Annotated in this window: 12 protein-coding genes; 3 read left to right on the top strand and 9 right to left on the bottom strand. The window is 71.8% G+C overall.

Annotation, left to right across the window (positions count from 1 at the left end):
- The first annotated feature begins 222 nt into the window (after positions 1 to 222).
- Together ACWC9R_RS19255 and ACWC9R_RS19250 are read left to right on the top strand one after the other, a co-directional pair.
- Entirely contained in the window at positions 223 to 468 is a 246-nt protein-coding gene (locus ACWC9R_RS19255) for a helix-turn-helix transcriptional regulator (RefSeq protein WP_227045847.1), read from the top strand.
- Positions 465 to 1,016 carry a hypothetical protein gene (locus ACWC9R_RS19250; protein ID WP_450732977.1) on the top strand — a complete coding sequence of 184 codons (552 nt, stop codon included), beginning with the start codon at positions 465 to 467 and terminating at the stop codon, positions 1,014 to 1,016. Before ACWC9R_RS19255 ends, ACWC9R_RS19250 begins: the two co-directional genes overlap by 4 nt.
- 167 nt (positions 1,017 to 1,183) lie before the next feature.
- Here ACWC9R_RS19250 and ACWC9R_RS19245 read toward each other — a convergent pair whose 3' ends face one another.
- The 7 genes from ACWC9R_RS19245 to ACWC9R_RS19215 all read right to left on the bottom strand — a co-directional run bounded on the left by ACWC9R_RS19245 (position 1,184) and on the right by ACWC9R_RS19215 (position 8,301).
- Entirely contained in the window at positions 1,184 to 2,809 is a 1,626-nt protein-coding gene (locus ACWC9R_RS19245; RefSeq protein ID WP_450732975.1) for a DoxX family membrane protein, read from the bottom strand.
- Between the two features lie 155 nt (positions 2,810 to 2,964).
- Complete coding sequence (gene rlmB, locus ACWC9R_RS19240; protein ID WP_362609898.1) at positions 2,965 to 3,921, bottom strand: 23S rRNA (guanosine(2251)-2'-O)-methyltransferase RlmB; 957 nt, start codon at positions 3,919 to 3,921, stop codon at positions 2,965 to 2,967.
- A 128-nt stretch (positions 3,922 to 4,049) separates the two neighbouring features.
- Positions 4,050 to 5,444 (bottom strand): cysteine--tRNA ligase, encoded by a 1,395-nt coding sequence (cysS, locus tag ACWC9R_RS19235; protein WP_450732973.1) that lies wholly within the window; start codon positions 5,442 to 5,444, stop codon positions 4,050 to 4,052.
- A 122-nt stretch (positions 5,445 to 5,566) separates the two neighbouring features.
- Positions 5,567 to 5,971 carry a PPOX class F420-dependent oxidoreductase gene (locus ACWC9R_RS19230; protein WP_450732971.1) on the bottom strand — a complete coding sequence of 135 codons (405 nt, stop codon included), beginning with the start codon at positions 5,969 to 5,971 and terminating at the stop codon, positions 5,567 to 5,569.
- A 142-nt stretch (positions 5,972 to 6,113) separates the two neighbouring features.
- Complete coding sequence (gene ispF / locus ACWC9R_RS19225) at positions 6,114 to 6,626, bottom strand: 2-C-methyl-D-erythritol 2,4-cyclodiphosphate synthase (RefSeq protein WP_450732990.1); 513 nt, start codon at positions 6,624 to 6,626, stop codon at positions 6,114 to 6,116.
- The gene (gene ispD, locus ACWC9R_RS19220) at positions 6,619 to 7,365 is read right to left on the bottom strand and encodes a 2-C-methyl-D-erythritol 4-phosphate cytidylyltransferase (protein ID WP_450732969.1); all 747 of its coding nucleotides are present in this window, start codon (positions 7,363 to 7,365) and stop codon (positions 6,619 to 6,621) included. The genes ispF and ispD overlap by 8 nt, the downstream gene beginning before the upstream one ends.
- A 453-nt stretch (positions 7,366 to 7,818) precedes the next feature.
- Positions 7,819 to 8,301 carry a CarD family transcriptional regulator gene (locus tag ACWC9R_RS19215; RefSeq protein ID WP_003953493.1) on the bottom strand — a complete coding sequence of 161 codons (483 nt, stop codon included), beginning with the start codon at positions 8,299 to 8,301 and terminating at the stop codon, positions 7,819 to 7,821.
- A 762-nt stretch (positions 8,302 to 9,063) separates the two neighbouring features.
- On the opposite strand from ACWC9R_RS19215, the gene ACWC9R_RS19210 reads away from it, so the two are divergent.
- Positions 9,064 to 9,702 carry a DUF461 domain-containing protein gene (locus ACWC9R_RS19210; protein ID WP_450732967.1) on the top strand — a complete coding sequence of 213 codons (639 nt, stop codon included), beginning with the start codon at positions 9,064 to 9,066 and terminating at the stop codon, positions 9,700 to 9,702.
- Positions 9,703 to 9,823: 121 nt separating this feature from the next.
- Here the strand turns inward: ACWC9R_RS19210 and ACWC9R_RS19205 are convergent, their stop codons facing one another.
- Together ACWC9R_RS19205 and ACWC9R_RS19200 are read right to left on the bottom strand one after the other, a co-directional pair.
- Positions 9,824 to 10,504, bottom strand: coding sequence for a response regulator transcription factor (locus tag ACWC9R_RS19205; RefSeq protein ID WP_018089768.1), 681 nt, complete (start codon positions 10,502 to 10,504; stop codon positions 9,824 to 9,826).
- Positions 10,501 to 11,823, bottom strand: coding sequence for a sensor histidine kinase (locus ACWC9R_RS19200; protein WP_450732965.1), 1,323 nt, complete (start codon positions 11,821 to 11,823; stop codon positions 10,501 to 10,503). The genes ACWC9R_RS19205 and ACWC9R_RS19200 overlap by 4 nt, the downstream gene beginning before the upstream one ends.
- Positions 11,824 to 12,169 lie beyond the last annotated feature (346 nt).

Here is a 12,169-nt window from a genome sequence, read left to right as displayed (position 1 = left end):
CCGCTACGAGAAGACCGCAACCATCTACCTGGCCGGACTCCACATCGCAGGCATCTTCCTCTGGTCAGCCAGATGATCCAAACGAAACTGCCTAGTCGTGCCGCCCAACAGGTCGAGCATGCGGGTCGGCGGTCCCCAGGGCTCAGGGCGCACTCCGCAGCAGCTTCTCAGGGCTCACTCCGCCCGTTGCCATCCTGCGCCCACATGTAGTACTTCTTATACATGAGCGAGCAGGTTCACAACAGACTGGCGATGGTGCGCGCTGAACGCAAGGTGTCGCGACAGGCACTGGCCGAAGCGGTCGGCGCCCACTACCAGACCATCGGCTACATCGAGCGCGGGCAGTACAACCCGAGCCTCGATCTCGCCCTGCGCATCGCCGAGTTCTTCGAGCTGCCGGTGGAGGCACTCTTCTCCCTCCGGCCGTTCCGCCCGCTCACCGACGAGGTATACGGGAGGAAGCAATGACCGCCACAGGCACGACCCAGCGAGGCCGGCGCACGCGCTACGACGCGCGCATGTTCGCCATCATGAACAACCCTGAGGGGCGCGCGCTGTACGCGACGGCCGCCCGCCGTCGCACGGCCGTCACGGTCCACGTGCTGCTCACGGCGGCGTCCGTGGCCACGGGCATCGGCCTGTTCGTGACCGACCGGCACTGGCTCGCCTTCGTCCTTCCCGCCCTGGTCCTCCCCTGGTGTGTGGCCACCGGCGTGATCAACGGCGCCACCCGCGGCCTCCTCGAACTGCGGACACGCGTCCTGGACGAACGCCAACTGGCGGAGCGGGACCGGGTACGGGCACTGGCGCACCGCCTGACCACCTACCTGCTGGCGGTCGCCGTCGTCGGTGTCGCCGTGTACGGCTGGACCGGTCACGTACAGCCCGGAACGCTGCTCGTTCCGGTCCTGACCGCGGTGTTCGTCGCACACTGGCTGATGCCGCTGTGGGTGGCCGGCCTGGCGGCCCGGGACGAACTGACGGAGGACTCGGAGCAGGCGCCCGAGGCGGTCTGACGCGACCCGTCCGCGTCGTGACGAAGCCGGCCAGGCCCCGGGGCCCTGGCGTCCCTCCATCGCGCCCCACAAACAACAGCCCCCGACCGCTCCCCTCCCCACAACAGCCGGTGCAGAAGAGCTGTGTGGGGAGGGTGGGGCGGTCGGGGACGGGGGTGGGGCGGCGGTCAGCCGAGGAGGCCGCCCAGGGTGTTGCTGCCGCGGCCGGAGTCGCCTCCGGAGTCGCTGCTGCCGCTGCTGCCGGTGGTGCCGCCGCCGGTGCCACCGGCCGAGGGCGGTACCCGGCTCGGCAGCGGGGCCCGTCGGGTCGGCACGGTCTGCTGCGGTGCGCTGGTGGTCGCGCCGGGCTGCTCGGCGAGGCCGCTGCTGCTGCCCGTCGACCGTCCGGTGCCGGGGGTCGAGGAGGACGGTGCGCCGGGCTTGCGGGCCTTGTGGGAGGCGCCCGCGGTGGGCTTGCCGGGGCGCGGGGCGGTGCTGCCGGTGTGCCGGTGGCCGGGCTTGGCGGTGCGCTTGCCGGGGCGGGGCAGCGGGGAGCCGGGCAGGTTGTTGATCGCGGGCTCACCGGGGCGGGGGACGGTCGCGACCGTCGCGGAGCGTACGGCGCCGCCGAGCAGCGAGCCGATGATCAGCGTCAGTCCGGCCACCATCGCGGTCATCACGGCGCCGCGGCGCAGCACCCGGCGCCGCAGGTCGGCCACCTCGACGCGGGGGCCGAGACGCCGCCAGGCCTCGCCGGCCAGCCGTCCGTCCACGGAGTAGACGGGGGCGCCCGCGATGATCAGCGGGCTCCAGGCGGCGAGGTAGATGATGTCGGGGGCGTCGTAGGCCGGGACCGTGCGCCAGGTGACGGTCATCAGCAGCGCCGCGGACAGCAGCGCGCCGATCGACGCGGCGACCCGCTGCCACAGTCCGCAGATGGTCAGCACGCCGACGACGACCTGGAGGAAGGCGACGGTCAGTCCGGCGCCGACCGGGTGCGAGACGGCGAAGTCGCGCAGCGGCACCGCCAGTTCCCAGGGGTCGAGCGACTGCAGCCACTTGACCATCGAGCCCCGCTCACCGCCGTCGAAGTAGACGGGGTCGCAGAGCTTGCCCATACCGGCGTAGACGGAGATCAGGCCGAGGAAGATGCGCAGCGGCAGCAGGACTACGCCGAGGTTCATCCGGCGGCCGGGGTAGTACGCGTGCCGCACGGTGTCGGCGCCGCGCCGCCTGCCGCTCGGGTCGTAGTGATCCCGGGCCTCGAAGGGGTCGTCGTCGTAGCCGTCGTCGAGCGGGCCGTGGCCGCCGTACGAGGTGTTCCGGTGGGTGTCGCCGTACGCGCTGCCCACCGGGCGTACGCCGCGCAGCAGCTTGCTGTCGTCGGTGGGGCCGCGCTGGCCGATCACGGTCTGGGCGGGGGGCGCGTCGCCGAGGCGGACGCGGGGCAGGACCTGGGTCGTGCCGACGTCCTCGCCCGGACCGCCGTCGAGGCCGATGCCCGCGTCGCGCACCGCGTGCAGGAGCTGGGTGGTGGCGCCGGCCGTGCCGCCCGGGGCGGTGCGGCCGCTCCACACCACGGGCGCCCGGCGTCTGGCACCGGCGGCCGAACCCCGGACGGCGGGGATGTGCGCGGTGTCGGCCATGGCGCGGGCCGCCGTGGGCCTGGCGAGCTGTACGCGAAAGCTGGCGTGGTTGACGATGACCTGCGCGGGATCGCACGGCACCTTGACCGAGCTCAGGCCCGGCTCATCATCGAAACCCGGCGAGCGTCCCCCCGTAGGCGTGCGGGGTGTTCTGGTGTCCACGCTCATCTAACCGAGTGACTCGCGTATAAGACACTGCCTTGACCGGGCCGATCTGTCCGAGACCCGTCAAAAGATCACGGGATACGGCGAAGACGTACGCAGGGTCAGGCCTTGCCCCGGGGTGGCACGGCGATGTGCCGGCCGCCCCGGGGCGGCGGGGCTCAGGCGCGGCGGCGGGCCGCCTCCCACAGAACGACACCGGCCGCGACACCGGCGTTCAGCGACTCCGCGCCGCCCGGCATCGGGATGCGCACCCGGACGTCGCAGGTCTCGCCGACCAGCCGCGACAGGCCCTTGCCCTCGCTGCCGACGACGATCACGACCGGGCCGTCCAGCGCCTCGACGTCCTGCAGCTCCAGCTCGCCGTCCGCGGCCAGGCCGACGACCGTCAGACCGGCCTTCTGGTACGACTCCAGGGTCCGGGTCAGGTTGGTGGCGCGGGCGACCGGCGTACGGGCCGCGGTGCCGGCCGAGGTCTTCCACGCACCGGCCGTCATCCCGGCCGCCCGGCGCTCCGGCACGACCACGCCGTGGCCGCCGAAGGCGCACACGGACCGGACCACGGCGCCGAGGTTGCGCGGGTCGGTGACGCCGTCGAGCGCGACGATCAGCGGGTCGTCACCGTTGTCGAAGGCCGCCGCGGCCAGGTCCTCGGGGTGCGCGTAGTCGTACGGCGGGACCTGGAGGACCATGCCCTGGTGGTTGAGACCGTTGGTCATCCGGTCCAGCTCGGGGCGCGGCGCCTCCATCAAGTGGATGTCGCCGCGCTCCGAGGCGACCTGGAGTGCGGCGCGCACCCGCTCGTCGGTGTCGATGAACTGCTGGACGTAGAGGGTCGTCGCGGGCACGCCGTCGCGCAGCGCCTCGAAGACCGGGTTACGGCCGACGACCAGCTCGGCCGTGCCCTTGGCACCGCCGCGGCGCGGGGCCGGGCGGCGCGAGGCGGCCTGCTTCGCCTTGGCGTTGGCCAGGCGGTTCTTGACGTGTCCCTTGCGTTCGGAGGCGGGCGGGGTCGGGCCCTTGCCCTCCAGGCTCCGGCGCCGCTTGCCGCCGCTGCCGACCTGCGCGCCCTTCTTGTTGGACGTGCGGCGGTTCCTGCGCTGGCTGTTGCCGGCCATGGGTCACCTGTTTCTTCACTGCTCTCGACGTCTCGCGACGTGGAGTGGGTACGTACGTATGGATTGAGTGTCGCCCGCGGCCACCGGGACGGTCGAATCCGGGTGGCCGGCGGCGAGCGGGACGGGGGTCAGGACAGCGACCAGCGCGGGCCCGACGGGGTGTCCTCGATGGCGAGTCCGGACTGCTGGAGCTGGTCGCGGATGGCGTCGGCGGTGGCGTAGTCCTTGCGGGCGCGGGCGGCCTGGCGCTGCTCCAGGACGAGGCGGACCAGGGAGTCGACCACGCCGTGGAGGTCCTCGCCGCGGTCCGTGCCGCCGCCGGACCAGCGCTCGTCGAGCGGGTCCAGGCCGAGCACGCCGAGCATCGCCCGCAGCTCCGCCAGGCGGGCCACCGCCGACTCCTTGTCGTCGGCGGTCAGCGCGGAGTTTCCCTGGCGGACGGTGGTGTGCACGATCGCCAGCGCCTGCGGGACGCCCAGATCGTCGTCCATGGCCTCGGCGAAGGCCAGCGGCACCTCGTCCGCCGGCTCGACGACCCCGGCCTTCTCGACGACCCGCTGGACGAAGCCCTCGATCCGCGCGAACGCGGACTCGGCCTCGCGCAGCGCCTCCTCGCTGTACTCGATCATCGAGCGGTAGTGCGGGGTGCCCAGGTAGTAGCGCAGCACGATCGGGCGCCAGCGCTTGACCATCTCGGCGACCAGCACGGAGTTGCCCAGCGACTTGGACATCTTCTCGCCGCTCATGGTCACCCAGGCGTTGTGCGACCAGTACCGGGCGAAGTCGTCGCCGTACGCCTTGGCCTGCGCGATCTCGTTCTCGTGGTGCGGGAAGACGAGGTCGACGCCGCCGCCGTGGATGTCGAAGACGGTGCCCAGGTACTTGTGGGCCATCGCCGAGCACTCCAGGTGCCAGCCGGGGCGGCCGCGGCCCCAGGGGGTCTCCCAGCTGGGCTCGCCCTCCCTGGCCGCCTTCCACATCGCGAAGTCGCGCGGGTCCCGCTTGCCGGTCTCGCCCTCGCCGGACGGCTGGCGGAGGTTGTCCAACTCCTGGTTGGACAGCTGGAGATACTCCGGGAAGGACTGCACGTCGAAGTAGACGTTGCCGTCGGCGGCGTAGGCGTGGCCGCGCTCGATCAGGCCGCGCATCATCTCGATCATCTCGGGGATGTGGCCGGTGGCGCGCGGCTCGTAGGTGGGACGCAGGCAGCCGAGGGAGTCGTAGGCCGTGTTGAAGGCGACCTCGTTCTCGTAGCCGATCGACCACCAGGGGCGGTCCTGCTCCTCCGCCTTCTTGATGATCTTGTCGTCGATGTCCGTGACATTGCGCACGAACGTCACGTCGTAGCCGCGGTACGCGAACCAGCGGCGCATGATGTCGAAGTTCAGTCCCGACCTGATATGCCCGATATGCGGGGCGGCCTGCACGGTCGCGCCACACAGGTAGATCGAGACACAGCCCGGCACGAGCGGGGTGAAGTCGCGAATCTGCCGGGCGCTGGTGTCGTACAGGCGAATCGTCACGGAACCAGGGTAGTCGGAACGAGGCAGTGCCCCGCGACCCATTGGGCCACGGGGAAACAGATCTGTCACAACCGTCCGGTTAGCCGGAAGTGTCGCCCCCTCCGGGCGGGCCCGGGGCCAGGTCAGATGCTGCCCACCACCTTGCGCGGGGTGATCCGCACCACGACCCGCTCGGCGTCGTCGGCCGACGCCGGATTGAACTCCGCGTACGGCTTGCCGGTGTACTTCCGCGACAGCTGGTCGATCAGTTCCTGCCCGCCCTCGGTGCTGAGCGAGGCGGAGCCGCGGACCTCGGCGTAGGTGTACGGCGCGTCGAAGGGCTGGACGAGGACGGAGACCCGGGGGTCGCGGCGGAGGTTCTTCTCCTTGCGGCGGCCGATGGTCGTCGAGAACAGCAGGTCGTCGCCGTCCCGCTTCACCCAGACCGGGGAGGCCTGCGGGCTGCCGTCGGGCTGGACGGTCGTCACGGTCACGAAGACCGGGGAGTCGAGGAGCTGCTTGAGGTCGTCGGACAGGGTGGCGGTCACAAGGGGTCCTTCCTGCGGGCCGTTCCGAGGAACACGAGTACTCCGATGCTCCCCCCAACACCCGTGCGGCGCCCGGCATTCCCGCGCCATACGGGGGAATGCCGGGCGCCGCGTCCGCCTTTTCGGGTCCCTGCGGGACCGGTCAGGCGGTACGGAAGACGATCGCCGTGGCGACCGCGGCCAGGCCCTCGGCGCGGCCGGTCAGGCCCAGTCCGTCCGAGGTCGTGCCGGAGACCGAGACCGGCGCCCCGACGGCCGCCGACAGCGCCTTCTGGGCCTCGTCGCGGCGCTTGCCGACCTTCGGGCGGACGCCGATGACCTGCACCGCGACATTGCCGATGGTGAAGCCCTCGGCCCGCACGATCCGCGCGGCCTCGGCCAGCAGCGTCACGCCGGAGGCGCCGGACCACTCGGGGCGGCTGGTGCCGAAGTGCGCGCCCAGGTCACCGACGCCGGCCGCCGAGAACAGCGCGTCGCAGGCGGCGTGGGCGGCCACGTCGCCGTCGCTGTGGCCGGCCAGGCCGTAGCCGTCGCTCTCCGCGGCGTCCCAGAGCAGGCCGGCGCACCACAGCTCCCGGCCCTGCTCGAAGGCGTGCACATCGGTGCCGATACCGACGAGCGGAAGCACGGGGGCGGCGGGGAACGGTTCAGACATAGCCATCGGTGGCCCTCCTACGGGCGAGTACGGCCTCGGCCAGGACCAGGTCCAGCGGCCGGGTCACCTTGAACGCCTCCTCGTGGCCCGGGACGACCACGACCGGCGATCCGAGCCGTTCGACCAGCCCGGCGTCGTCGGTGGCACCCTCGCCCTCGACGACGGTGTCGTGCGCCTTGCGCAGGGTCGCCAGGTCGAAGCCCTGCGGGGTCTGCACGGCGCGCAGCAGGGCCCGCTCCGGGGTGCCGACCACCGGCTCGGGGGCGCCCTGCGGCTGCGGATCGACCTGCTTGACGGTGTCGGCCAGCGGCAGCGCTGGAACGACGGCGGGCGCACCGGCACGGACGGCGGCGATCACCGTGTCGACCGTGTCGACCGGTACCAGCGGCCGCGCGGCGTCGTGCACCAGCACGACGTCGATGGTGTCCGGGAGCGCCGCCAGACCGAGCTGTACGGACTCCTGGCGGGTCGCGCCGCCGGGAACGACCCGCAGGTCGGTGCGCTCGGGCAGCGGATGCTCGTCGAGCAGGCGGCTGACCTCGGCGGCGCCGTCGGGCGGCGCGACCACGACGATCACGGAGACGGCGCGGGAGGCGGCCATCGCGCGGACGGCGTGCACCAGCATCGGGGTGCCGCCCAGGGTGCGCAGCGCCTTGGGGGTGCCGGGACCGAGCCGGACACCGCGGCCGGCGGCGGGAATCACCGCGGCGGTGCGGATCGGACGGGAAGGATCTGACATCGATGGCTCCGGAGTCCGGGGCGAGCCCGGAATTGACGCAGACAGGTTTGTTTCCTCGGGCGAGGTGGGTATGGCCTGGGCGTGCCCCCTACGGGGGGAGTGCCGGGCGCGACGCCTTGACCGGACCCTTCCGTGACAGCGGTCGAGACAGCTGCCCGGGCCCGGCACGTCACAGGGGGGCGGCGGTTCTCGCCAACACCGTCCGGCCCCCCGTGCATCCGTCGCAGCACCCGCAGATATGCCGCAGCGCCCGGCAACGGACCGCTCCCCTCGGGGAGTCGATCGTCACTCGGGCACCGCGGCATTGCTACGTCGTCGCCGTGTTGGATCTCAGGCGTTGGATCTCAGACATCGGATCTCACCGCGTGGGTCTCGCTGGGTTCGACCCCACGGCATGCGATCCCGGTGGGCTGGATGTGTCCCACGCCGGACAGCGCCAACGTTCCGGCGTCGTCAGGACGCGAGTACCTCGTCGAGCAGGGCCTCGGCCTTGTCCTCGTTGGTGTTCTCCGCGAGGGCGAGTTCGCTGACCAGGATCTGTCGCGCCTTCGCGAGCATGCGCTTCTCACCGGCGGAAAGTCCGCGCTCACGCTCACGCCGCCACAGGTCACGGACTACTTCGGCAACCTTGATCACGTCGCCGGAAGCGAGCTTCTCGAGATTTGCCTTGTAGCGACGGGACCAGTTCGTCGGCTCTTCGGCATACGGTGCACGAAGCACCTCGAAGACCCGGTCCAGCCCGTCCTGACCAACCACGTCGCGTACGCCGACGAACTCCGCATTGTCCGCTGGCACACGAACAGTCAAGTCGCCCTGGGCGACCTTCAGCACCAAGTAGGTCTTGTCCACGCCTTTGATCTGGCGAGTTTCGATGGCCTCGATCAGCGCGGCCCCGTGATGGGGATAGACCACGGTGTCGCCAACCTTGAACGTCATGTGACAGGTACCCCTTCCGTGGCTATCCATGCTAACACGGGAACGGACCGTTCTGAATGGCGTTTTCGCAGGTCAGGGCATATCTCGGGGCTTGACAACAGTGACCGGAACGTGCTGCGAGGGACCCCCGGAAGCGGGTATTCGCAGGTCGGAGGGGCTGCACGGGTGAGCGGAAACGTGCCCGTCACACACCGGGAAGGCGGCGGCCGACTGGCCGAACGTCCCGTTTTGCACAGATCCACCCGAGCGAGTTCCGCTACTCCGTTCGGCTGCTCACGGGCCTCTCGGGGCCGTTTCTCGAATTGATCACGAACCGGCGGACGAACCGCGTGATCAATTCCGCGCGCCCTTCACATTCCCTGCGAATACTGCTTTTCCCAGGAAGGAAACCGGCCGCCCGTCACCCGAACGGCCCCACGCCGAAAATTCCTGCCCGTTCTTGAGGAACGTTCTCGCAGTCCGCTTCTCGGAGGTCGCGGGTTCTCGGGACTCCCGGGGGCCGCCCGGCCGGCTTTCCGTCCGGGGCGCGCGGAAGGGGCCGTGGAACGGCGTCGGGAGGGCGGTGGCGGGCCGCTGATCACGCTGGGGGCGGGTCGGGTGCGGCGGCGTGCGGGCGGCTCGGTAACCTAGCGGCGCTGACACACCCTTAGGGCGGCCCTACGCACCCGTCGTACGACGCGTACGGAGCGCCGCCCCAGCCGTCCATCCGCGACCGGGCACGAACGTTCGGCCGCCGTAGCTCGTCAAGGAGATGCCGCCGCCGTGAGCCGCAGCCTTCGACGCGGCGTCCTCGCCGCCACCGTCCTCTCGCTCTCGATCGCCACGCTGTCCGCGTGCGGGGCCGGGAACGACGCCCAGACGCTGGAGGTCAAGCCGGACAACGCCGCGACCTCCGTGGGCGACATCAAGATTCAGAACGCCAACGTGATCACCCAGCCCGAGGTCGACGCCAAGGGCCCGGCCGTGGTCGCCGCGACGGTGTTCAACAGTGGCGCCAGGGACCAGAAGCTGACCGCGATCTCCGTCGACGGCACCGGCCAGACGGCCAAGCTCGCACGGGCGAACCACGGCGCCGGCCCGATCACCGTGCCCGCCGGCGGCTCCGTCGTGATCGGCGGCGAGGGCAACGCCTCGGCCGTCCTCGCGAGCGGCCGGGAGGCCGTCCAGGACGGCAACGCACAGCCCCTGACCTTCAAGTTCAGCTCCACCGGCCAGGTGCGGATCAACGCCTTCGTCGTCCCGGCGAAGAGCTACTTCCAGGGCTACGGGCCCTCGCAGGTGCCGTCGCCGTCCGGCTCGCCGTCGGCGTCCGGGTCCGCCAAGCCCTCGCAGTCGGGCAAGCCGTCGGGGTCGGCGTCCCCGTCCGGGTCCGGCAAGCCGTCCGAGGACACCGGTCACTGAGCCGGCCTTCCCAGCACGCGTCAGGGGCGCCCCTCCGGGATCGGAGGGGCGCCCCTGACGCGTACGGGCCCGGCGCGCACGACGCCGCACCGCTGAGCGGCCCAGCGGTGCACGGCGCGGTTTACGGCTCGAACTTGTAGCCCAGGCCGCGGACCGTGACGAGGTAGCGCGGGGCGCCCGGGTCGGGCTCGATCTTGGCGCGCAGCCGCTTGACGTGCACGTCCAGGGTCTTGGTGTCGCCCACGTAGTCGGCGCCCCAGACCCGGTCGATGAGCTGCATACGGGTCAGCACGCGCCCGGCGTTGCGCAGCAGCATCTCCAGGAGGTCGAACTCCTTCAGCGGCAGATCGACCTTGCCGCCGGCGACCGTGACGACATGGCGGTCCACGTCCATCCGGACCGGGCCGGCCTCCAGGGCCTGCGGGGCGACCTCCTCCGGCTCGCCGCGGCGGCGCAGCACGGCGCGGATGCGGGCGACCAGTTCGCGGGAGGAGAAGGGCTTGGTGACGTAGTCGTCGGCTCCTATCTCCAGGCCGACGACCTTGTCGATCTCGCTGTCCTTGGCGGTCACCATGATGACCGGGACGTTGGAGCGGCCGCGCAGCTGGCGGCAGACCTCGGTGCCGGGCAGACCGGGCAGCATCAGGTCCAGCAGCACGAGATCGGCGCCGTTGCGCTCGAACTCGTCCAGTCCGTCAGGGCCCGTCGCCGCGATGGCGACCTCGAAGCCCTCCTTGCGAAGCATGTACGACAGTGCGTCGCTGAACGATTCCTCGTCCTCGACGACAAGCACTCGGGTCACGGAAGGACCTCCGGGGCTGGGTGAGCAGGGAGCGGATCGTTGAAGGTCTCGTACGGGCGGTCCTCGTCGTCGAGGCCCTCCGCGGAGGGGTCGGCGGGCCGTTCGCGGTCGCGTACGGACCCGGCTTCCGGGAGACGCAGGGTGAAGGTGGAGCCTTGTCCCTCGGCGCTCCACACCGTGACCTCCCCGCCGTGCGAGGCGGCCACGTGCTTGACGATGGCGAGGCCGAGGCCGGTCCCGCCGGTGGCACGCGAGCGTGCCGGGTCCACGCGGTAGAACCGCTCGAAGATGCGGTCCCGGTCCTTCTCGGATATCCCGATGCCCTGGTCGGTCACCGCGATCTCGATCAGGTCGCCGCCGGGTGCGGACACCCGGCGTCCTGCGATCCCGACGCGGGTGCGCGCCGGGGAGTAGTTGACGGCGTTCTCGACGAGGTTGCCCAGGGCCGCGGCGAGCTGGCCGCGGTTGCCCCAGATCCGCAGGTCGGCGGCGCTGCCGGTGCGGCGCCCGGCGGCTGCCCTGGCGGCCGCCCCCTCGGGTCCGCCGATGGCGCTGGCCATGGTGATCTGCTTCGCGCCGGCCTGCTGGCGGCAGCGGTCCATGGCCTCGGCGACCAGCTCGTCGACCCGGACCGGCTCGGCGTCCTCCAGCGGGTCGTCGTTCTGCACCCGGGAGAGGTCGATCAGCTCCTGGACCAGGCTGGTCAGGCGGGTCGCCTCGTTCTGCATGCGGCCCGCGAAGCGCTCGACGGCCTCGGGGTCGTCGCTGGCGTCCATCACGGCCTCGGAGAGCAGCGACAGGGCGCCGACCGGCGTCTTGAGCTCATGGCTGACGTTGGCGACGAAGTCGCGGCGGACCGCCTCTATGCGGCGGGCCTCCGTGAGGTCCTCGACCAGCAGCAGGACGAGCCGGGAGCCGAGCGGGGCGACCCTTGCGGAGACCGCGAGGGCCTCGCCGCGGCCGGTGCCGCGACGCGGGAGGTCCAGCTCGACCTGGCGTATCTCGCCGTCCCTGCGGGTGTCGCGGGCCATCTGCATCATCGGCTCGACGGCGAGCTTGCCGCCGCGGACCAGCCCGAGGGCGTAGGCGGCGGAGCTGGCCTTGACGACGGCGTCGGCCTCGTCGAGCACCACGGCGGAGGAGCGGAGCACGGACAGCACGGTGTCGACGCCGGGCGGCAGGACGGCGTCGGTGTGCAGCGAGCTGCGGGTGGGCTTGGCCTGGTCGCGCTCGCTCCAGCGGAACGCCAGCATGGCGAAGACGCCGGTGCACAGTCCGGCGATCGCTGCCACTGCGGCGACGGCCGCGTCCACGTTCATGACTCCAGGTTATGCGCCGGGTCGGACACTTCCCCAGCCGTGCGAGGCCCCGCACGAACAGCCGTCGCCCAGAGTTCACCGTGGCGTCCGCGCGGGTTCACTCCGGAGGCCGGTCGGGCACGTGCGGCCGCCCGCCGGACGCCCCTAGGGAAACCGGCGCGCACGGCCCGCCGCTCCGGCGCACGGCCAGGTGAACCGCCCGGCCGCCCTCGGGGCAGCGGTCGCGTCGCCCAGAATTCACCTTCACGTCGGTGCCGGTTCACCCCCGGTGGCACCGCAGGTCGCGCGGTGCCCGCAGGGTGAGGGTGCGGGTGCCGGAACGGTCCCGCACCGGCGCGCGACCGGA

Source organism: Streptomyces sp. NPDC001219, from assembly GCF_053597915.1.
This window is presented reverse-complemented; position numbering and strand designations above follow the sequence as displayed.